Origin of the sequence: Christiangramia portivictoriae DSM 23547 (assembly GCF_000423045.1) — a bacterium.
Lineage (GTDB): Bacteria > Bacteroidota > Bacteroidia > Flavobacteriales > Flavobacteriaceae > Christiangramia > Christiangramia portivictoriae.
The window spans coordinates 540,252-562,437 of the sequence record NZ_AUHF01000001.1 but is presented as its reverse complement, the minus strand read 5'-3'; the positions used below and the strand labels follow the sequence as shown (position 1 = coordinate 562,437).

The following is a 22,186-nucleotide window of genomic DNA, read 5'->3' as shown; positions in this document are numbered from 1 at the left end:
CGCGACTTTCTTAATGTTTATTTGCAGCGAGATTTTATAGCAAAAAACAAAATGAAAAAATTATTCTTACTCGCATTACTTTTCTTCGCAGCAAACATGCAAGCCCAGGACAGTACCAGCGGTGCAATTGGAGGTAAATTGACAGACAAGGAAATGGGTGGTGAACCTCTTCCATTTGCCAATGTTCTTCTGAAAGATTCTGCTAAGGGAACCACTTCAGATTACGACGGAATATATCTTTTAGACAAGCTACAACCAGGAACCTATACAGTCGTTTTTAGTTTTGTAGGATATGAAACTCTGGAAATTCCAGATGTAGTTGTGGAAGCTGGAAAAGTGACTGAGATCAATACAGAATTAGGATCCAGTGCAGCATCTTTAGATGAAGTAGTGATTACGACTGTCTCTAGAAGAGATTCTGAAGTTGCTTTGTTAGTAGAACAAAAAAATTCCGTAGAAATAAAAGAAAGCATCGGCGCACAGGAACTGGCCAAATTAGGAGTTTCTGATGCGGCAACGGCTACCACAAAAATTTCTGGAGTTACCACCAGTGAAGCTTCAGGTGATCTTTTTGTACGTGGTCTTGGAGATCGTTACTTATATAGTACCATGAATGGCCTTCCAATCCCATCAGATGATGTGGAAAGAAAGAATATCGACCTGGGATTATTCCCAACAAGAGTGATACAAAATGTGTCGATTAGCAAAGCCTACTCTGCGATTAGTTCTGCAGACCAGGCTTCAGGAAATGTAGACATATCTTCCCGGGAACTAAGAGGAAAAGACGAACTGGGCTTTAGCGTACAGGGTGGTGTAAATACGAATGCTGCAGGAGAATTCAGCAATTTTAAGGTTTCTCCAAACCAGGATGATGTCTATTTTGGTATTTACGACCAGAGCATTCCAACAGAATTTACTTTAAACAATCAGAGCTGGAATCCACAAACTGCCACTCCGGTGAACAGAAAGATAAGCATCACGGCAGGAAAAGAATTTGGACCGCTTAGAGCTTTTGTGACCGCTTCCAATTCAGTGGCTTTCGAATACAATCAGGGACTTTTCAGAAATTACAGAACTAATGTTCTGGAGGATCAATTTACAGATGCTGAAAACTTCAGAAAGACCGATAATAACACGTTGATGGCAGATCTTGGATTCGAGATCAACGATAATCACCGTCTTAAGGCGACGAGTTTGTTTATCAACAAGGTGACCGATGAGGTTTATGAAGCCGGAAGAAATGGAGAAGGTTTTGTTTTCGAGGAAACCAACAGAGGTGAGAACCTAAACCAGTTTATTCGAGATCAGAACATCAAACAAACCAGATTATGGGTAAATCAGTTACACGGTTTTCATGATTTCCTTGACGGAAAGAACGAGCTGGAATGGTCTGCAGGTTTTAACCTTGTAAACGCCGATGAGCCAAATCGTATACGAAATGAAGTGAATACTGGTGACAATAACTTCGTACAACTGGCACGAACTGGTGGTTTTCAGCAAAGAAAATCCACTCAGGAGATTGATGATACTGAATTTAATGCCAGAATCGAGAACACCTATAATTTCCTAAGTATGGAGAACGAAGACTCTAAGAACGTGTCTCTTATCCTGGGTGGTAACTACAGAAATAAAGAACGTGATTTCTTCTCCCAGTTCTTTGGAGCTGAGGAAACCGACTTTAACACGGTAAACCCTCCATCTATCGATAATCTTGGAGCAATCTTTACTACTGAAAATTTCAACAACAGGCTGTTGCAATTTAATCGTCTTACGCCAGATGTTTACAATGGAACGCTTGAGTCTTACGGTGGTTTCGCAGTTTTTAATATTGGGAATGAGCAATGGAATGTGAATGCAGGTGCAAGGTACCAGAAGGATCAGGTAGATGTGATTTTTGACGTAAACAACTATCCTCAAAACCTTCCAAATTTCACCTTTAAGGAATACGACAACATTTATCCAAGTTTAAACATCAAGTATTCTCCTAACGAAGATTCGAACATTAGGCTTGCCGCTAGCAAGACGATTTCTCTTCCTGAATTTAAAGAAATCGCACCTTTTGAATACGTATCGCAAATTGGACAGATCACTCGAGGAAATCCAAACCTGGAGGCTTCCAATAACTATAACCTGGATCTTAAGTATGAAATGTTCCCGAGTTCAGGTGAACTGCTATCGCTTACAGGTTTCTATAAAAAGATCCTTGATCCAATTAACCGAACACAGGCTCGTGGAGCTTCAGGAGTATTTTCATACTTCAACGCCAGTGATGAGGCAAATATCTATGGTCTTGAACTGGAAGCCAGAATGGATGTGATCGAAAACGAGAATGAAGAAGGCCTTGACCTGAGTGTATCCGGGAATATCACCAGAATGTGGCACAGCCAGGATCTTAAAGATGTATATGCTGAAGATGGTTCCTTTGTTAGAACCTTCAGATATAATGGAAACGATGAAATTGGACTTCAGGGAGCATCAGACTGGATCCTTAATGCCTCTGCCAACTTCAGCACAGAATCTGAAAACCCGTTCCGCGGAACGATCGTGGCGAACTATGCTTCAGATAAAATTTACGCGCTTGGTTCACCAGATACTCAAAACCTCGATTTTATAGACATCCAGTACAACGATGAAATCATAGAAAAAGGTTTTGTAACGCTTGATCTGATCCTTTCCAAGGAATTCGGAAACAACTTTGAACTGGAATTCAAAGGACAAAACCTCTTAAATCCAGAGATCGAAAGATATCAGTCCATCAGACCTTTATCGGGTAATGCGGTAGAAGCGGAGCAAACCGTAAGATCTTACACCAGAGGCGCGGTACTAAGTCTGGGACTAAGCTATAATTTCTAATTTTTTAACCACAATTTATATACACAACCACTTAGATTCAAACCTTAGATTATGAAAAAAACAGCAAGACACTTTTTGTTAATGAGCGCGCTTTTTGGCGGACTGCTTATCACCAGTTGTAGCAGTGATGATAATGATATCGATATCATCAATCCTACAGATGACGACGCTGGTACACCGAACCCAAACCCTTCAGATAATGTATTGAACGGAAGCATTGATGAAGATATGACGCTGGATGCAAACACCACCTACCAGTTATCAGGAATTCTTTCCGTGGAAAGTGGAGTTACTCTTACAATTCCTGCCGGAACAGAGATCGTAGCAGATCCCGATCTGGATGATAGCGATGCTACCAATGTATACATCGTTGTTCAAAAAGGCGGTGATATCGAAATTAATGGTACCGCTTCTGCCCCTGTGATCATGCGTTCATCAAATGGACAGGCAGGAAGCTGGGGAGGATTAATCATCGCAGGTAATGCTGCTACTACCGAAGGTACCGATGCTACTGCTGAAGTAGGAGGAATTCTTTATGGTGGAACAGACGCTGCAGATGATTCTGGTTCTATCAACTACCTTGTATTATCTGATGCTGGTGCACAGATCAATGCTGAATCACAGTTTAACGGACTTTCTCTTTACGCAGTTGGTTCTGAAACTTCAATCATGAACGTGGCACTTCTTAATGGAGCCGATGATGGTGTTGAATTCTTCGGAGGTTCTGCCAATGCTACCAACCTTTACCTAGAGAATAATGAGGATGATGCTGTAGACTGGACTGAAGGCTGGAATGGAACTATCGATAACGTATACGTTCTTCATACCATTGGAAATTTCTCTACTGCAATTGAGGCAGATGGTGAGGACAAACAACCTACTATCAATAATTTTACAGCGGTTTCTACCACTGGTGGAACTGCATTACAGTTCAAGAAGAACTCTGGAGCGATCATCAACGGCCTTTCTTTAAATGGTTATGACAATTCAGTTGATATTCCAGATGATACCAGAACAGATCTTTCTAACATCCAGTTGAATGGTGAAGATGCTGATATTAATAATGCGTATTCTTTAACTCCTACTGTGATGGAATCTACTTTCGACTGGATCTCCAATCGTGGACAGGTATCTGTACTTCCAAATAATATCGATAGTGATCTTACTTTGGATGGTGGCAGCGAATATGTGATTAGTGATGTAGTATCTGTAAACGCAGGTGCAACTCTTACCATACCAGCCGGAACAAAAATAACTGCGAGAAGTGACGCAGATACCGATGCTACCAGTATTTATATCGTAGTACAACAAGGAGCTATGATCGATATCCAGGGAACAGCATCCAGCCCGGTAGTGATGGCTTCGACCTCAGGTCAGGCAGGAAGCTGGGGTGGTCTTGTGATCGCTGGTAACGCAGCAACTACTGAAGGTGTAAACGCTACCGCTGAAGTTGGTGGAATCGTTTACGGAGGTTCTGAAGCTGAAGACAATTCAGGTTCTATCTCTTATTTAATTCTGAAGGATGCCGGAGCACAGATCAACTCTGAATCTCAGTATAACGGACTATCTCTTTATGCTGTTGGATCTGGAACTACGATCGATAATATTGCTATTATCAATGGAGCAGATGACGGAGTTGAATTCTTTGGAGGTTCAGTTGCAGTAACCAATGCTTACTTTGAAAATAACGAAGATGACCAGATCGACTGGACTGAAGGTTGGAATGGTTCGGTTACCAACGCCTACATCAACTTGAGTATTGATAATTTCTCGACTGTTGTAGAGGCAGATGGAGAAAATAATATGCCAACGCTTGACCAGATCACTGCAGTTTCCACTGCCGGAGGAACAGCCTTACAATTCAAAAAACTTTCTGGAGCAACGATCAATGGTCTGTCCTTATCAGGTTTTGAAACCAATATCGATATTGCAGATGATACCAGAACAGATCTTTCAGGAATCCAGATCGATGGTGAGGATGCAGATGTTGAAGCAGCTTACGATGCAGACGCTACTGTAGATGCAGCAGATTTCGATTGGGTTGACTAAAAGCAATATTCAATTAAAATATTGAAAGTCAATAATTAGCCAAATTAAGGGTTGCCAGAAGGCAGCCCTTTTTTTATATGATATAAATTACACCGACTCAGTATTTTGTGGCAGGATTTTTGAAATTTTATTTGTAAGTTTGTCTTATCTGTACCATATAGAATGAAGCAAAAGTACCTATTTAGCTTTTTATTGTTTAGTTTCCTGATGTTGGCAATCCCTGCGAACGCTCAGGACTCTATCTCTGCTTCAGCTCGAACAGAAATTTCTATCGATGGTTTATCCATTTATCCTAACCCGATTACAGGTGGAAGAGTTTTTATTTCTTCCACTAAAAACCAGGAGAAGAAGATCGAGATCTATAATGTTTTGGGTAAACCAGTTCTCAAGACCAGACTAAGAGGAAGAGAACTGGATGTATCAAGCCTTACTCCTGGAATTTATATTATTAAAATCGAAGAAGGAAGATCCAAAGCTACCCGAAAAATAGTGGTAAAATAAAAAATTTCAAGTCTCAATTTGCAAGCTTCTTTTTAAGAGGCTTTTTTAATGCTTAATTTTGAAGCTCCAATGTTTATTTATGCTGAAAAATAAAATCTTCAATATTTCCTCTTCGGAAGAATTTGAAAAGCTAAGCCTCGAGGTTTATAATTACCAGTATCAGCATAATCCGGTTTACCAAAAGTTCAGCAAGCTACTGAAGAAAACACCTGAGAATGTTTCTAACATCAGGGAGATTCCGTTTCTACCCATAGAATTTTTCAAAAAGGAAAAGATTGTTACTGAAGACCAGAAAGCAGCGATCACCTTTACCAGCAGTGGAACTACAGGAACTGTGACCAGCAAGCATCATGTCGCCGATCTTCGCATCTATGAAGAAAGTTTTCTAAAAGCCTTCGAAGCATTTTATGGTTCTCCAGAGGACTACACTTTTCTTGCCCTTCTGCCAAGTTACCTGGAACGCACAGGAAGTTCGCTAATCTATATGGCAGATGCCCTCATCAAAAAATCAAAAAAGCCTGATAGTGGTTTCTACCTGGATAATCTGAAAGAGCTTTCGGGAAAGCTAAGGAAGCTGGATGAAGCAGGAAATAAGGTATTTTTGATTGGGGTTTCGTTCGCCTTGCTTGACCTTATTGAAAAAGAAACTTTTGAGCTACAGCACACCATCGTCATGGAAACCGGGGGAATGAAAGGCAGAAGAAAGGAAATGATTCGCAAAGAACTGCACCAGATCTTGAGTTCCGGCTTCGGGGTTCCCATGATTCATAGTGAATATGGGATGACCGAACTTTTATCACAGGCATATTCCAGTGGCAATGGAATATTCGAAACTCCTCGCTGGATGCACATACTAATACGCGATCCTGAAGACGCCCTGAGTTATGTGCAGGACGGCAAAACCGGTGGTATTAACGTCATAGACCTCGCAAATGCAAACTCCTGCTCATTTATTGCCACTCAGGATCTTGGAAAAATCTCAGGAAGCCAAATAGAGATCATGGGACGTTTTGACAATAGCGATATTAGAGGTTGCAACCTTCTCGTTCTATAGTCAAAATTTTAACTTTTCCAGCTGTAATTTACTGAAGTTGAGTACGACTCAATAGTTGTAAGATGGAGAGGGTTCATAACTCCATTTTGCGCTAAGTGAATTTTCATATTAGATTGGTTAGTTAGTTACAAAGCCTTCAGGAGAGATCCTGAAGGCTTTTGTATTTTAACTTTCTCAAATTCATTAGCTGTAGAATGCCAGAAAAACGATCATTCCCATTGAAATGATGAAAATGATCGCTCTTATGATATCTTCCTGTTTGAATTCACCCATATACTTCAATATACGAAGTTGGGCATTCAAAGGTTTTAGATCGCTCTAATGATATAGGTATTCTTCTTTCCTTTATTTAAAATAACATACTTGTTATTGATTAGATCATCTTTGGTGATCGTATAATCTTCCTTTACTTTCTCTTTATTCACTGCTACCGAATTTTCTTTGAGTGCACGCCTGGCTTCTCCATTCGATTTTAAAAAATTGGTTTGAGCAGCTAGTGCGGCGATCATGTCGAGTCCGTTCTCGATTTCAGTCATCGCGATATCAGCTTGCGGCACGCCTTCGAAAATATCCAGAAAGGTCGCTTCATCCAGCTTCCTGAAGTCGGCAGCCGTGCTTTTTCCGAAGAGAACTTCAGAAGCAGCAAGCGCATTATTATAATCTTCTTCAGAATGTACCATGGTGGTCACCTGTTTTCCAAGTTCCTTCTGCAGCTCACGTTTGTGCGGCGCTTCCTTATGTTCAGCAATTAAAGTATCGATCTCCTCCTTAGACAAAAATGTGAAGATCTTAATGTATTTTTCAGCATCTTCATCACTGGTGTTCAACCAGTACTGGTAAAACTTATATGGCGATGTTCTCTCCTTATCCAGCCAGATGTTTCCACCTTCGGTTTTTCCGAATTTAGTGCCATCAGCCTTAGTGATCAAAGGACAGGTCAAGGCATATCCTTTTCCATCTCCTATTCGACGAATAAGCTCAGTTCCCGTGGTAATATTCCCCCACTGGTCACTACCACCCATTTGTAGTGTACAGTTATTTTCCCTGTATAGATGCAGAAAATCATAACCCTGAACCAGCTGGTAAGTGAATTCTGTAAAAGACATTCCCACAGAAGATTCAGAAGACAGTCTTTTCTTGACTGAATCTTTAGACATCATATAATTTACAGTAATATGCTTCCCTACATCTCTTATAAACTCAAGGAAAGAGAAGTCTTTCATCCAGTCATAATTATTTACCAGAACCGCCGCGTTCTCATGATCTGAATCAAAATCAAGAAATCGCGAGAGTTGTTCTTTCAGAGAGTCCTGGTTGTGACGCAAAGTCTTTTCATCCAGCAAATTACGCTCAGCCGACTTCCCCGATGGATCACCAATCATTCCAGTTGCTCCACCTACCAGGGCATAAGGCTTATGGCCCGCAAGTTGAAAATGACGTAACATCATGACGCCTACCAGGTGACCAATATGCAGTGAATCTGCTGTTGGATCTATCCCCACGTAAGCTGCACGCATTTCTTCCATTAAATGTTCTTCGGTACCAGGCATGGTGTCATGCAACATCCCTCTCCAGGTAAGTTCTTTTACGAAATTCTTCTCCATGTTATGCTAATTCAGATAAAATAGCCGTAAAGATACCATTTACTCTTATTTTTCCTAAGTGCAATAGCTATATTTACCCTATGATACTTGTTACAGGTGGTACTGGATTGGTAGGCGCTCATTTACTCTATGAGCTGTTACGTAACGGTCAAAAAGTTCGCGCCATCCATCGCAGCAATAGCGATTTAAAGAAGGTTCTTCAGGTATTTTCTTTTTATACTGAAGCTAAAGAAGCAAAGCAATTATTTTATCAAATCGAATGGAAGGTTGCAGATCTCAATAATATTCCAGAGCTAACTGAAGCATTTGAAGGTGTTACCCAAGTATATCACTCGGCAGCCCTGGTATCCTTTGATCCTGCCCAGGAGCAGGAGCTGCGTAAAGTAAATATCGAAGGAACGGCAAATATCGTCAACCTGTGCATCTCAGCTAACATCGAAAAGTTGTGTTTCGTAAGCAGTATCGCTGCATTGGGCAACATGACGAATGCTGATAAAATAGACGAAACCGGCAAATGGAATCCTGAAGGCAAACATAATGACTATGCTATCTCCAAATATGGTGCAGAAATAGAAGTATGGCGCGGAACTCAGGAAGGTGTCAATGCTATTATCGTAAATCCCGGTGTGATCATAGGCCCCGGATTCTGGAATTCAGGATCTGGAAAAATTTTTAAAAAGGTGGACTCCGGCCTATCTTATTATGTTCCTAAAATCACCGGATTCGTTGGTGTACAGGATGTGGTAAAATCTATGATGTTGCTGATGACTTCTGAAAAGGTAAATGAACAATATATCCTGGTTTCAGAAAATATCTCGTTTAAAACAGTTTTTGACTGGACCGCCGAAGCTTTTAAAAAACCCAAACCCAGTCGGAAACTTCAAAAATGGATGATCGCGCTAGGATGGTTCTTTCAGAAGACAGGAAGTTTGTTCGGATTTGAAAGATCTCTTACTTACCAAAGCATTAAAAGTCTGCACGAAGAAACCTTCTACGATAATTCCAAAATTACAAAGGAAATGAATTACAAATTCGAACCTATGGAAAAAGTCGTAAAACGAACTGCTGGATATTACAGGAACTAACTTCGATCTTCTTCGATGCTTACGGGAGCAATCAGACTATCGGGTGCGTCTTGCTTCAGTTTTAATTTACTACGCTGGACACTGTCTCTTAACCTTGGAATAGCCATAATGGAGTCCATCATTTGTAGTGAATCTTTTTGCAGGCGCTTAAGACTATCTTCTTTCTTGATCTCTACCTCGCGTAAAGCATCATATTTTGATTTAAGTATCTTAATTCTACCTCTTACAGAATCATAAATTCGCTCATATACCACGTATTGATCTGAATAGTAGTTGCTGCTCTGTTCAAACTGAATACTATCAATATCATATTTTTCGAACACAAACCTGTCTGGTTTTATACCAGTTTGCTCAAGCTTATATTTGTTATAATTCTTCGCTGCATGGACAAGCGAGAGCTCGGTAAGCACATCGACCATTTTTTCCTCCGGGATAAGATTATCCGGCTTTTCGGTCTTATCAAGATCCTGACAGGAGATCAGAATCAAAGAGAAGAAAGTTAGCAGTATGTATGATTTCCTAGCGATCAAAGGTTAGTCTTTCAGCGACCTTGGCAAATGGTTGATGTTTAAAATTTTTATACACAAGGTTCCCATTCACAAAAGTATGCGTGATACGTGATTTAAAGGTTGTTCCTTCAAATGGCGACCACTGGCATTTTGAAAAGATATTATCTGGTTGTACCGCCCATGGTGAATTAAGGTCTACCAGGACAAGATCTGCCTTGTATCCTTCACGAATAAAACCTCTTTTTTCAATCTGAAAAAGAATAGCAGGATTATGACAGGCTTTTTCCACAATTTTTTCAAGAGAAATCTTTCCCTGGTGGTGCATTTGAAGCAAAGCTGGTAAAGCATGTTGAACTAATGGTCCTCCACTTGGCGCTTTGGTATATACATTTTTCTTTTCTTCCTTGGTATGTGGCGCATGATCTGTCGCCAGCACATCGAGGTGATTGTCCAGAAGTCCCTCCAGTAAAGCTTCCTGATCTTTCTTGGTTTTAACTGCCGGGTTCCATTTGATCAATGTCCCCTTGGTGGCGTAATCCTGGTCGTTAAACCATAAGTGGTGGATACAGACCTCGGCCGTGATCTTTTTATCTTTTAGCTGCTTTTTACTGTTAAAAAGCGATAATTCCTTTGCGGTGGACACGTGAAATACGTGTAACCTGGCACCGGTTTTTTTCGCAAGAGCCACAGCCTTTGAAGACGACTTATAGCAGGCTTCCTCGCTTCTAATTTTCGGATGCATTTCAATAGGAATGTCATCTCCAAATTTTGCTTTGGCTTCCTCCAGGTTCTTCTGAATGGTTGCTTCGTCCTCGCAGTGTACAGCAATAAGAACCGGTGATTTTTTGAAAATCTGTTCCAGCACCTCTTCATTATCCACAAGCATATTTCCTGTAGAAGAACCAAGGAACAGCTTCAAGGCAGCCACTTTTTTAGGGTCTATCTTTTCTATTTCCGCAAGGTTATCATTTGTTCCGCCAAACATGAACGAATAGTTCGCATAGGAAGTCTCTTCAGCAATGCTGAATTTTTCTTCCAGAAGTTCTTCTGTGGTCGCCTGCGGTAAGGTATTTGGCATCTCTATAAAGGTAGTGATACCACCGGCTACTGCCGCTCTTGAACCGGTTTCGATATTTTCTTTGTGAGTAAGACCTGGCTCTCTAAAATGTACCTGGTCATCGATAAGTCCTGGTATCAAATAGGTGCCTTCAGCATCATAAATATTCACATCAGGAGATTTTGCACTAATACTTTCTGCAATCTCAACGATGATTCCATTCTCGATGAACACATCCCCTTCAGTGATCTTATTTTCGTTTACAATCTTAGCGTTCTTGATTAAAACCTTTTTCATCAGAATTTTTTCCTGTTAAACAGACTTTTCAGCTTCATTTTTATTACCCCAAAAACGGCTTCAGAAATAATGGAGCCGCTCATTTTTGAAGTCCCGCGTGTTCTATCTGTAAAGATCACCGGAACCTCTATAATCTTAAATCCTTTTAAATAGGATTTGAATTTCATTTCTATCTGGAAAGCATAACCTACAAACTGTATACGATCCAGGTTTATTGCTTTTAGAACTTCACTTTTATAACACACATAACCAGCGGTTGTATCCTGTATATCCATGCCCGTTATAAATCGCACATACCTTGAGGCCAGCCAGGACATTAACACACGATTCATGGGCCAGTTAATGACGTTGACACCTGTTATATAGCGCGACCCGATGGCGACATCGTTTCCATCCCTCTTACAGGCGTTATACAATCGTATAAGATCATTGGGATTATGAGAGAAATCGGCATCCATTTCAAAAATGAAATCGTAATTCTTCTTCAAAGCCCATTTGAATCCATGAATGTATGCAGTTCCTAATCCCTGCTTACCTAACCTTTCTTCAAGAAACAAAGTTTCAGGAAATTCAGCCATCAAAGTACGAACCCTGGTTGCTGTGCCATCTGGGGAATTATCATCCACAATGAGAATGTGAAATTTTCGTCTTTGTGAAAAAACATTTCTCACAATACGTTCAATATTCTCAATTTCATTAAAGGTGGGTATAATAATTATCCCATTTCCCATTCCCAAAACTTTTGCACAAATGTATGCAAATTAAAACATCAAATCTTCATGGAAAGCAACTGCAAATAGGGTCAAAATTTTACATTTGTAAAAAATTAAAATGCAGGCGACGCCAAGATTAAGTGAATATCAGGATTGGATCACGATCACTTTCCTTCTATGCTTTGGTTTGCTGGTCTTTGCACGTGTTGCCTTCCCTCAACGTTTTGAAGAATTCATCTCGCTTCTAAACTCTGGTAAATTTATATCCTTTAAAGGAAAGGAGAATAAGGCTTTTCATCCTTTTAACATTATAATGTTTGCGATGCAGGCTATTGTAGTTTCGCTCTTCATTTTCTTGGGTTACAGGTATTTTTTTGAAACAGAGCTACAGGACATTGTTTTATTCATTCGCTTGCTTACCGGGTACACATGTTTGATCTTGTTAAAAGCAGCAATTGAAAAGATCATTGGGAATATTTTCGACATTGATGAGAAGATAGATTATTACATTTTTCAGAAACTAAGCTATCGTAATTTTATTTCCATATTTCTACTATTTGGCTGTCTCTTTCTCGTATACAGTATGGAAGTTACCGGTCTCAGCCTTAGGATCATCGCGTTTGTCGCGATACTAGCCAATGCATTTTCCATGTTTCTTATCTATAGGAGAAATCAAAGTGCGCTTAGCGTTAATTGGTTCTATTTTATTTTGTACATTTGCGCTCTCGAAATCGCCCCTTATATTATTTTGTACAAGTTAATTACAATTTAAAAGGAACTTTAAAGAATTGCATATGAAAGTGAAAACAATTTTGGTTTCCCAGCCTGAACCTAAGGTAGAAAATTCTCCTTATTTTGAGCTGGAAGAAAAACAGAAAGTTAAAATTGATTTCATACCCTTTATTCATGTTGAAGGCGTTCCCAGTAAGGAAGTTAGACAACAAAAGATTGATCTTGCAAATTACACCGCGATCATTTTAACCAGTCGTAATGCGGTTGATCACTTCTTCAGGATCGCCGAGGAAATGAGATTCAAAGTACCAGACTCCTTAAAATATTTTTGTCTTAGTGAAGCTGTTGCTTACTACCTCCAAAAATATGTAGTCTATCGTAAACGTAAGATTTATGTGGGTAAGAGAACTTTTGCAGAGCTTGCACCCCTTATTAAGAAATATAAGAATGAAAAATTCTTACTTCCTTCATCAGATATGCTGAAGCCAGATGTACCAAAAACATTGAATAAACTGGGAGTAGAATGGAAAAAAGCAGTTTTTTACAGAACCGTAGTGAGCGACCTTTCAGACCTCAAACATGTAACCTACGACATTCTTGTATTCTTCAGCCCAAGCGGAATCAAGTCGCTATTCGAGAACTTTCCAGATTTTAAACAGAACAATACGAGAATCGCTGTATTCGGAAATACTACTATCAAAGCAGCAAAAGAACATGGTCTAACAGCAGATATTAAAGCTCCTACTCCGGAAACTCCGAGTATGACCATGGCTATAAGTAAATACATTAGTGAAGTGAATAAGAAGTAGCTTTCTTTATTTCCTTTTATAAATATAAAAAATCCGGTCTTTCGACCGGATTTTTTGATTTCAACTAACAATTTAAAACTAATCTACAGGAGCTCCCTTCATGATTTCTTCGTTGGCGTATTTCTCAAACTTTGAGAAATTCTGCTTAAAGAAATTTGAAAGCTCTTTCGCTTTTTTATCGTAGGCCTCTTTATCTGCCCAGGTATTTTTTGGATTAAGAACCTCAGCTGGAACTCCCTCACATGTTTTAGGCATGCTCAAGCCAAAAATCTCGTGGTTTTCGTATTCCACACCTTCGAGTTTTCCTTCAAGGGCGGCACTAATCATTTCACGAGTATATTTTAATTTCATCCTATTTCCTACTCCGTAAGGTCCACCGGTCCATCCGGTATTTACCAGCCAGACATTAACCCCTGCATCTTTCATCTTACGACTTAGCATTTCTGCATATTTTGTGGGATGTAACGGCATGAAAGGAGCGCCAAAACAGGCAGAAAAACTTGGTACCGGCTTATCTACCCCAGCTTCGGTTCCAGCGACCTTTGCTGTATACCCGCTTATGAAATGGTAAGCGGCCTGTCCCGGAGTAAGTTTGCTGATTGGAGGCAAAACCCCAAAAGCATCTGCAGTAAGGAAGAATATATTCGTTGGATTTTGTCCAATAGAAGGTTCCTGGATATTGTCAATATGATAAATAGGATAACTAACGCGGGTATTCTGGGTAATGGAAGTATCGCTAAAATCAACATCACCTTCATTATCAAGGATCACATTCTCCAGGATTGCTCCCGGTTTGATCGCATGGTAAATATCAGGTTCATTTTCTTCGGAAAGATTGATCACCTTCGCATAGCATCCACCTTCAAAATTGAATATGGTATTTTCCTTGGTCCAGCCATGCTCATCATCTCCAATTAATTTTCTTTCCGGATCTGCTGAGAGTGTAGTTTTCCCGGTTCCTGAAAGTCCAAAGAAAATCGCGGTATCACCGTCTTCCCCAACATTGGCAGAGCAATGCATTGGTAGGGTATTGTGGTAAACTGGCAACACAAAGTTAAGCGCAGAAAATATACCTTTTTTGATCTCGCCGGTATAGCCGGTTCCTCCTATTAAAGCGATCTTTTTCTTGAAATTGAGAATGGCAAAATTTTCCTGTCTCGTTCCATCCAGCGCAGGATCTGCTTTAAACCCAGGCGCGTTTACCACCAGCCAGTCTTCCTGAAAATCTTCAAGTTCTGAATCATCTACTCTCAGGAACATATTGAAAGCAAACTGGTTTGACCATGGATATTCATTAATCACCCTAATGTTTAAACGATAATTATCGTCTGCACAAGCGTAGGCATCGCGAGCAAAGATCTCTTTATCTCCCAGGTAATTCGTCACCTTTTTATAAAGAGAATCAAATTTATCTGGATCAAACGGGATATTAATATCTCCCCACCATACTTTATCTTCGGTAATCTCATCTTTTACAATGAATCTGTCCTTTGGAGACCTTCCTGTAAACTCACCAGTATTCACCGCAAGTGCTCCAAAGGAGCTTTCCACTCCCTGTCCCAACGCGATGGTTTTCTTTTGAAGTTCCTCTGGAGTAAGTTGATAATGTACTCTGGCATTTTTGATCCCGTAATCCTCTAACGAAATCGTTTTCGTAATTTGGGTGTTATCGACCATAAAAAAATCAATTCTGTTGTTTGTTTAGGCGTACAAAAGTAAAAATCTTATGCAGATATAACGATATCGTCAATCAATTTATTTGTTTTTTAACTTTATGAATTTCAGCACTAATAAGAACCAGCCTATAATTAAAAGTGCCCCGCCAATTGAGGTAACTAATGCTATTGCTGAAAAGTCTGCTCCGGTAGCCGCAGAGGTTGTAAGTAAATAGATAGATCCTGAAAATAATATAGTGCCGGTAAGGAAAATGTAAAACAACCACTTATGATCATTTTCTGTTAGAATGATTCCTAGAATCAGCATCAATAATGCATGATACATCTGGAATCTAACACCTGTTTCAAAACTATTTAGGGAAGCTTCTGAAAGTATCTCTTTTAATCCATGTGCTGCAAATGCTCCTAAAATCACTGCCAATAAACCAAAAACGGCCCCTGCTACTAAGAATTTCCTGTTTGTCTGCATAATTTTTTATGAGTCAGCTTTTTAATACATTCGTTTACACTACACAAAACTAACTTAATTTATGCGAGAAATATTAATCGTAGGTGCAGGAAAATCTACCGCTGCACTTATAGACTACCTGCTCGACCGTGCGGTAGAAGAACAACTAACTTTAAGAATTGGCGATAAAGAATTGAAAAGTGCCCGGAATGCCTGTCGTGGTCGGGAAAATTGTGAAGCCATAGAATTAGATGTATTCGACAAGGAAAGCAGGGAACCCGCAATTAAGCAGGCAGACCTGGTCATTTCCATGTTGCCTGCAAGATTCCATATTGAGGTTGCCCGTGATTGCGTGAAATTTGGAAAACATATGGTAACGGCTTCCTATATAAGTGACGAGATGCGCGCTCTGGATGAGGAGGTTAGAAAGAAAAACCTGGTGTTTATGAATGAGATTGGCGTAGATCCAGGAATTGATCATATGAGCGCCATGCAGGTCATAGACAGAATAAGAGACAAAGGTGGAAAGATCTTACTTTTTGAATCTTTCACTGGTGGACTCGTAGCTCCTGAAAGTGATAACAACCTATGGAACTACAAATTTACCTGGAACCCAAGAAATGTTGTTGTTGCGGGACAGGGTGGTGTCGCTGAATTTATCCAGGAAGGAAAGTATAAGTACATTCCATATCACCGGTTGTTTCGTAGGACTGAATTTCTTGAGGTAGAAGGTTATGGTAAATTTGAAGGTTACGCTAACCGGAACTCCCTGAAATACCAAAGTGTGTACGGACTCGAAAATGCCTTTACCTTATATAGAGGAACTATTAGAAAAGTAGGCTTCAGTAGAGCATGGAACATGTTCGTACAACTTGGAATGACCGATGATAGTTTTGAGATGACCAATTCAGAAGAGATGAGTTACCGCGACTTCATCAATTCCTTTCTGCCCTACTCACCTAGCGACTCTGTAGAACTCAAAACCAGACATAGCCTGAAAATCGATCAGGATGATATCATGTGGGATAAACTTATAGAACTCGATCTATTTAATTCAGAAAAAAAGATAGGGATAAAAAATGCTACTCCTGCACAGGCGCTTCAGAAGATCTTAATGGATAAATGGACCTTAGCTGAAGATGACAAGGATATGATCGTGATGTATCATAAATTCGGTTACGAACTAGATGGTGAAAAGAAGCAAATTGATTCTACCATGGTTCATATTGGCGAGGACCAGTCTAAAACAGCCATGTCCAAAACCGTGGGATTACCCGTAGCAATTTCAGCATTAATGATCCTGAACGGGCAGATTAAAACACCCGGTGTCCAGTTACCAATTCGAAAGGAAGTCTATGAGCCCATTTTAAAAGAACTGGAAGCTCACGATATCATATTTAAAGAAAAAGAGATTGAATATCTTGGATATAATCCATTCGGTGCAGTTGGCAATTGAAAATAGAAAGCATTTTCTTTATTTTAGCTTAACGACCAAAAATTAGCAATATGAAAATTGTAAACGATAGCGTTGAGCTGGATGGGATAGACAAAACCATTCTCAATTACCTCATGAAAGATGCTAAAAAACCCATCCTGGAGATTGCAAAAAACATTGGAATTACCGGTGCAGCGGTTCACCAGCGTTTAAGGAAACTTGAAAAGTCTGGTTTGATCGAAGGTTCTAAGATGATGCTGGATGCCAGGCTGCTTGGTTACAAAACCATGGCCTTTGTAGGGGTTTATCTTGACAAGGCTGTAAGCAATCCACAGGCCGTTAAGCAACTTAGTGAAATTCCGGAAGTTATTGAATGTCATTACACGACCGGGAACTGGTCTATATTTCTGAAAATATTATGTCGTGATAATGAGCATTTAATGGTGGTCCTTAATAAGAACATCCAGGCAATTGATGGAGTATCCCGTACAGAAACCTTTATAAGCCTGAACCAACAAATAGACCGACAAATTAAAATATAAAAAAAGGCTGTTAGATTTCTAACAGCCTTTTCTATATTTCTGAAGTTTACTTTAATCTCTTCCCATAAAGATTCCAACAAAATATAAGAGTGTTGCCAATGATCCCACGGCAGCTACCACATAAGTTCTGGCCGCCCATTTTAATGAATCTTCAGCTGCATCATGTTCAGCAGGAGTCAGCATATTTTCGGTCTCTAGCCAAACCAGTGCTCTTTTGCTGGCGTCATATTCTACCGGCAAAGTTATAAAACTGAACAGGGTTCCCATTGCGAACATGATGATCCCAATTAGCAAGACGGTTTGTCCTACCCCTACGCTTACCATACTCATTAATATAAGTCCGCCGAAAATTGCCCATTGGGAAAATTTAGAAGCGATACTTACTACAGGCACCAGTTTACTTCTCATTTGCAGCCAGCTATATGCTTTGGCGTGTTGCACTGCATGACCACACTCGTGAGCAGCAACAGCCGCTGCGGCCGCATTTCGCTGGGAATATACCCCTTCACTTAAATTAACAGTCTTTTTGGATGGATTGTAATGATCTGAAAGCATTCCAGGTGTAGAAATAACTTTTACGTCATGTATCCCGTGATCACGTAGCATTTTTTCAGCGATCTCCTTCCCGCTCATCCCATTCTGCAGGTGTACTTTCGAGTACTCTTTGAATTTGCTCTTCAGTTTGTTGCTTACAAACATGCTTACCAGAAAAATAAGCCCTGCAATTATATAATATCCCATCATAGGTCCTAATCTTTAGATTTAGTAATGATTCAAAGATATCAAAAACCCCGCCAGCAGAATTGACTGACAGTTGATTATTCGTGCACGTTAGAGTTAATTAATTCTAAATGCTTCCCAATCATTTTCAAAAAGGACTCATTATATTTCACAAATTCAGATATTAGCTATATTTGCAACGGTTCACAAAAAACAGCTATGCAATACAAGAGAATACTTTTAAAACTATCTGGAGAAGCTTTAATGGGAAAACGCCAATATGGCATTGATCCCGAACGCCTGGCAGAATATGCTGCAGAAATCAAATCGGTAGTGGAAAAAGGTGTTGAGCTTGCGATAGTTATTGGTGGTGGAAACATTTTTAGAGGTGTTGCCGGTGCAAGCAGAGGTATGGATCGCGTACAGGGTGACCACATGGGAATGCTGGCGACCGTTATTAACGGCCTGGCCCTGCAGAGTGCCCTGGAAGATGCAGATATTCAAACCAGATTGCAGTCTGCGATCAAAATTAATGAAGTAGCAGAACCATTTATTAGACGGAAAGCAATCAGGCATCTGGAGAAAGGACGAGTGGTTATTTTTGGAGGAGGAACAGGTAATCCATACTTTACTACAGATTCTGCAGCCGTATTAAGAGCTATAGAAATAAAAGCTGACGTGATCCTTAAAGGAACAAGAGTGGATGGAATTTACACTTCAGACCCTGAAAAGGATAAAAGTGCTACAAAATTTGACTTTATCTCTTTCGAAGACGTTTTAAAGAAAGGATTGAAAGTCATGGATACAACTGCGTTTACTTTAAGCCAGGAAAATGAACTGCCTATCATTGTATTCGATATGAACAAACCAGGAAACCTGTTGAAGGTAACCACCGGAGAACCTGTTGGAACAAAAGTGAATTTATAATTATATAGAAAACGAAATTAGAAATGGACGAGGTTGAATTTATTTTAGAAGAAGCAAAAGAAGCTATGGAAAATGCCATAGTGCATCTTAAAAAGCAACTTTCAAATATACGTGCCGGTAAAGCTACTCCTAGCATGCTTGGTAGTGTGATGGTTGATTATTATGGCTCCAAAACACCTTTACAGCAGGTAGCCAATGTAAATACACCCGATGCGCGAACACTATCTATTCAACCTTTCGAAAAGAGCATGATCCAGGAAATTGAAAAAGGGATCATGGTTGCGAATCTTGGTTTTAACCCTATGAATAATGGTGAGAGTGTCATCATCAATGTACCACCTCTTACTGAAGAGCGCCGTATACAATTATCCAAGCAGGCAAAATCTGAAGCTGAAGACTCTAAAATTGGAGTTAGAAATGATCGCAAGCACGCCATGCAGGAACTTAAAAAACTTGACATTTCTGAAGATGCATTAAAAGCTTCTGAAGATGAAGTTCAGGAACTAACGAACGAATATATAGCCAAGATCGACAGCATCCTGGTAGTGAAGGAAAAAGAGATCATGACCGTTTAATGATCACGGTTTCACAATTTTATGCCGGTTTAGGTCTGAAGAAAAACAGATTTGAACCGGCATTTTTATTTTTAAAAAAATTCCGTTCAAAGTGATGTCGAAGCTGGTGTGGGTATTTTTGCTGATCACTACTTTTGGCTTCGCGCAGTCTGAGGTAAAAGGCCGCGTTATCGACTCCCAAACCAATGAACCCCTCGCCTACGCCAGGATCATCTACGAAAACGACACTCTACTGACCAATATCGACGGTGGCTTTCAATTACGGCTGGCCAAGGAAATCGTCGAAATAAAGTTTAGCTATGTAGGGTACAAGACACTTAGCACAAAGGTAAACCAGGACACCAGTTATCTTCAGATCAAATTGGACCCGGTTAGAGAAAGACTGCAAACGGTAGAGCTTTCGAACGCTCCCAACCCTGTAGACAGCCTTATTTCCAAAGCCATTTCTCTTAAAGAACAGAATGATCCGGAAGCGGTTTTACCAGGCTTTAGCTATAAAAGTTATACCAAATTCATTGTGGATAATGAAGGAGGCGGTATACAGCTTTATGCCGATAGCACTTCAGCAGCCATGAAGACCATCGTCAATCAGGGGCGGGGTTATCTTTCAGAAAAAGTGGCCAGTCATAGAAACGACGGGAACGGTGATACTTCAGAAGAAGTACTGGGCGTACGAACGGCGGGATTTGAGGAGCCGGTTTACAATGTCCTTGCGATGGATGTGAACCCTTTCAGCCTATACAAAAACAATTACAGTATTTATAAAACTGATTATGCGGGACCGCTTGGAAAAGCAGCTTTCAGGAACTACGAATATAAAATCCTGGACACCACCCAATCCTCAAGACCTGCTTATGTGATCTACTTTAGTCCCAAGCGCGAGGAGGTCGTCACTGGCCTGGAAGGAATATTGTATTTAGACACGAAAACCCTGGCGATTCAAAAGGCCAAAGCACAGCTTCTGGGCTCTGTAAAGCTGGAAGTTGAATATGAATATCAATATTTCCCGAAGCAGAATGTCTGGTTCCCAAAGCAACAAAAGACCACGATAAAACCAGGTTCGGGAGGCAGGGAAATCGCTGTTTTTGGAGGAACCGTTGGCATTGGAACTGTTCAGCAAAATCCGGGTATCGTAGGGAAAATCCTGGGGAGTGATAGTATAAGCAGTAACCTTTACCTGAACTCAACAGTGATTCATTATGATTTTGACCTGCAGCCACAGGCCAAAGTGAGCATTGGTGCTGCGGAAATACAGATAAATCCCAGGGCGATCGACAGGACAAGCGATTTCTGGGAATCGAACCGTAAAGTAAAATTTAACGAACGTGATGCAGCAACAGAACAGAAAGTAGACAGCCTCATCAAATTTCAAAATATTGAACGAAAGATACAGGTAAAGAAAGCGATCGCTTCCGGTTCTTATCCCATAGGCTTCTGGGATATGGATCTTGGTAAGATCTTCAAGTTTAGCAATTACGAGGGCATCAGGCTAGGATTTGGAGGAAAAACCAACGATCTGTTTTCAGAAGATTTCAGCCTGAACTCTTACATCACTTATGGTTTCAAGGACGAGGTTTTTAAATATGGTTTAGGAACCCAGTTCTATCTGAATAAAAGAAATCATACGAATCTGAACTTAAGTTTTTACCGGGATATCGATGAAATTGCTTCCGTGGAGTATCTAAAAGGCCGCAATACTTTTTCTATTCTCGAGCCCAGGTTTGTAAATACCAACAATTATTACAACATCAGAACATTCGCGGCAGGCCTTGAACACAAGATTACACCCAGGCTTGATACGCAGCTGCGTTTGTCCAGAGAAGAAATATGGCAGATCAAAAATTACAGTTATAATGATGGTAACCGGTTATACAGCGATTACGATCTTCACTTTGTAAAAGCTGCTTTTCTCTGGCAGCCGTTCTCAAAATATCTAAGAACTCCGGAAGGCGATGTACTTCTTGAAAAAAAGTTCCCACAGTTTACCGGAGAATTTGAGCAAGCATTGGAAGTTATGGGTGCCGACTTTAATTTTACCAGAATTGGAGTTAAGGCAGAGCATGAAATCCAGCGTCTCGACCAATCCAGAACCGAATTTATTCTGGAGGCCAATTACGCCATTGGAGACCTCCCTCTAACTCATGCTTTCCACTCTTACCCGAACAATCCAAACAGGTCGAAGATATCTCAGAGAATTTCGGTTGCAGGTCGCAACAGTTTTGAAACCATGTACTTCAACGAATTCTATTCAGACCGGCAGCTCATGCTACATATGCGACACCAGTTGCGCCCATTTAAGATCACCAGAACTTTCAGGCCAGAACTTGTTTTTATCTCCAGGCACGCCATTGGTGATTTTACCGATATCGCCAGGCATGAAGGCATAACTTTTAATACTTTGGAAAAAGGATTTTCAGAAGCAGGACTGGAGTTAAACAAATTATTAGGAGGCTTTGGTCTAAGCACCGCCTATCGATATGGCGCCTACCACCTGCCTACGTTCAAGGAAAACTTCTCTCTCAAATTCACCTTACAGGTACAGTTATAGCCTGAAGCTCGATTAATGCATTAATAGCAAAGGTTTTAAATAGGGTTTTTTT

Annotated in this window: 19 protein-coding genes; 12 read left to right on the top strand and 7 right to left on the bottom strand. The window is 40.2% G+C overall.

Annotated elements, in window-relative coordinates; all coding sequences use genetic code 11:
* The first annotated feature begins 51 nt into the window (after nucleotides 1-51).
* The 4 genes from G529_RS0102750 (at nucleotide 52) to G529_RS0102735 (ending at nucleotide 6,457) form a co-directional block, all read left to right on the top strand.
* On the top strand, nucleotides 52-2,853 hold the full coding sequence (locus G529_RS0102750) for a TonB-dependent receptor (RefSeq protein ID WP_026914078.1): 2,802 nt from the start codon (nucleotides 52-54) through the stop codon (nucleotides 2,851-2,853).
* Nucleotides 2,854-2,904: 51 nt separating this feature from the next.
* Entirely contained in the window at nucleotides 2,905-4,902 is a 1,998-nt protein-coding gene (locus tag G529_RS0102745; protein ID WP_026914077.1) for a hypothetical protein, read from the top strand.
* Nucleotides 4,903-5,064: 162 nt separating this feature from the next.
* The gene (locus G529_RS0102740; protein ID WP_026914076.1) at nucleotides 5,065-5,403 is read left to right on the top strand and encodes a T9SS type A sorting domain-containing protein; all 339 of its coding nucleotides are present in this window, start codon (nucleotides 5,065-5,067) and stop codon (nucleotides 5,401-5,403) included.
* A 79-nt stretch (nucleotides 5,404-5,482) separates the two neighbouring features.
* On the top strand, nucleotides 5,483-6,457 hold the full coding sequence (locus G529_RS0102735) for a LuxE/PaaK family acyltransferase (RefSeq protein WP_026914075.1): 975 nt from the start codon (nucleotides 5,483-5,485) through the stop codon (nucleotides 6,455-6,457).
* A 308-nt stretch (nucleotides 6,458-6,765) separates the two neighbouring features.
* On the opposite strand, the gene tyrS is transcribed toward G529_RS0102735, so the two are convergent.
* Nucleotides 6,766-8,061, bottom strand: a complete 1,296-nt coding sequence (gene tyrS / locus G529_RS0102725) for a tyrosine--tRNA ligase (RefSeq protein ID WP_026914074.1) — start codon at nucleotides 8,059-8,061, stop codon at nucleotides 6,766-6,768.
* An 80-nt stretch (nucleotides 8,062-8,141) separates the two neighbouring features.
* On the opposite strand from tyrS, the gene G529_RS0102720 reads away from it, so the two are divergent.
* Complete coding sequence (locus G529_RS0102720) at nucleotides 8,142-9,146, top strand: NAD-dependent epimerase/dehydratase family protein (RefSeq protein WP_026914073.1); 1,005 nt, start codon at nucleotides 8,142-8,144, stop codon at nucleotides 9,144-9,146.
* Here G529_RS0102720 and G529_RS15395 read toward each other — a convergent pair.
* The 3 genes from G529_RS15395 to G529_RS0102705 are packed head-to-tail and all read right to left on the bottom strand — an operon-like array spanning nucleotide 9,143 to nucleotide 11,740.
* Entirely contained in the window at nucleotides 9,143-9,676 is a 534-nt protein-coding gene (locus G529_RS15395; RefSeq protein ID WP_051201321.1) for a DUF4296 domain-containing protein, read from the bottom strand. The genes G529_RS0102720 and G529_RS15395 overlap by 4 nt on opposite strands.
* Nucleotides 9,666-11,009, bottom strand: a complete 1,344-nt coding sequence (locus G529_RS0102710) for a dihydroorotase (RefSeq protein WP_026914072.1) — start codon at nucleotides 11,007-11,009, stop codon at nucleotides 9,666-9,668. Before G529_RS0102710 ends, G529_RS15395 begins: the two co-directional genes overlap by 11 nt.
* Nucleotides 11,009-11,740 carry a polyprenol monophosphomannose synthase gene (locus tag G529_RS0102705; protein ID WP_026914071.1) on the bottom strand — a complete coding sequence of 244 codons (732 nt, stop codon included), beginning with the start codon at nucleotides 11,738-11,740 and terminating at the stop codon, nucleotides 11,009-11,011. The genes G529_RS0102710 and G529_RS0102705 overlap by 1 nt, the downstream gene beginning before the upstream one ends.
* Nucleotides 11,741-11,840: 100 nt before the next feature.
* Here G529_RS0102705 and G529_RS0102700 point away from each other — a divergent pair, with 100 nt between their 5' ends.
* Complete coding sequence (locus G529_RS0102700) at nucleotides 11,841-12,494, top strand: DUF4271 domain-containing protein (RefSeq protein ID WP_026914070.1); 654 nt, start codon at nucleotides 11,841-11,843, stop codon at nucleotides 12,492-12,494.
* Between the two features lie 22 nt (nucleotides 12,495-12,516).
* A complete protein-coding gene (locus G529_RS0102695) occupies nucleotides 12,517-13,263 on the top strand; it encodes a uroporphyrinogen-III synthase (protein WP_026914069.1) in 747 nt (248 codons plus the stop codon).
* Between the two features lie 78 nt (nucleotides 13,264-13,341).
* Here the strand turns inward: G529_RS0102695 and pckA are convergent, their stop codons facing one another.
* On the bottom strand, nucleotides 13,342-14,940 hold the full coding sequence (gene pckA, locus G529_RS0102690) for a phosphoenolpyruvate carboxykinase (ATP) (protein WP_026914068.1): 1,599 nt from the start codon (nucleotides 14,938-14,940) through the stop codon (nucleotides 13,342-13,344).
* Between the two features lie 78 nt (nucleotides 14,941-15,018).
* On the bottom strand, nucleotides 15,019-15,408 hold the full coding sequence (locus tag G529_RS0102685; RefSeq protein ID WP_035695411.1) for a DUF423 domain-containing protein: 390 nt from the start codon (nucleotides 15,406-15,408) through the stop codon (nucleotides 15,019-15,021).
* 61 nt (nucleotides 15,409-15,469) lie between these two features.
* Here G529_RS0102685 and G529_RS0102680 point away from each other — a divergent pair, with 61 nt between their 5' ends.
* Together G529_RS0102680 and G529_RS0102675 are read left to right on the top strand one after the other, a co-directional pair.
* On the top strand, nucleotides 15,470-16,843 hold the full coding sequence (locus G529_RS0102680; RefSeq protein ID WP_026914066.1) for a saccharopine dehydrogenase family protein: 1,374 nt from the start codon (nucleotides 15,470-15,472) through the stop codon (nucleotides 16,841-16,843).
* Nucleotides 16,844-16,893: 50 nt separating this feature from the next.
* On the top strand, nucleotides 16,894-17,364 hold the full coding sequence (locus tag G529_RS0102675; protein WP_026914065.1) for an Lrp/AsnC family transcriptional regulator: 471 nt from the start codon (nucleotides 16,894-16,896) through the stop codon (nucleotides 17,362-17,364).
* Nucleotides 17,365-17,415: 51 nt separating this feature from the next.
* Here the strand turns inward: G529_RS0102675 and G529_RS0102670 are convergent, their stop codons facing one another.
* A complete protein-coding gene (locus G529_RS0102670) occupies nucleotides 17,416-18,108 on the bottom strand; it encodes a zinc metallopeptidase (RefSeq protein WP_026914064.1) in 693 nt (230 codons plus the stop codon).
* 195 nt (nucleotides 18,109-18,303) lie between these two features.
* Between G529_RS0102670 and pyrH the strand changes: the two genes are divergently transcribed.
* The 3 genes from pyrH to G529_RS0102655 all read left to right on the top strand — a co-directional run bounded on the left by pyrH (nucleotide 18,304) and on the right by G529_RS0102655 (nucleotide 22,134).
* Nucleotides 18,304-19,011 (top strand): UMP kinase, encoded by a 708-nt coding sequence (gene pyrH, locus G529_RS0102665; RefSeq protein WP_026914063.1) that lies wholly within the window; start codon nucleotides 18,304-18,306, stop codon nucleotides 19,009-19,011.
* 23 nt (nucleotides 19,012-19,034) lie between these two features.
* Nucleotides 19,035-19,586, top strand: a complete 552-nt coding sequence (frr, locus tag G529_RS0102660; protein ID WP_026914062.1) for a ribosome recycling factor — start codon at nucleotides 19,035-19,037, stop codon at nucleotides 19,584-19,586.
* Between the two features lie 94 nt (nucleotides 19,587-19,680).
* A complete protein-coding gene (locus G529_RS0102655) occupies nucleotides 19,681-22,134 on the top strand; it encodes a DUF5686 family protein (protein WP_026914061.1) in 2,454 nt (817 codons plus the stop codon).
* Nucleotides 22,135-22,186: the final 52 nt, after the last annotated feature.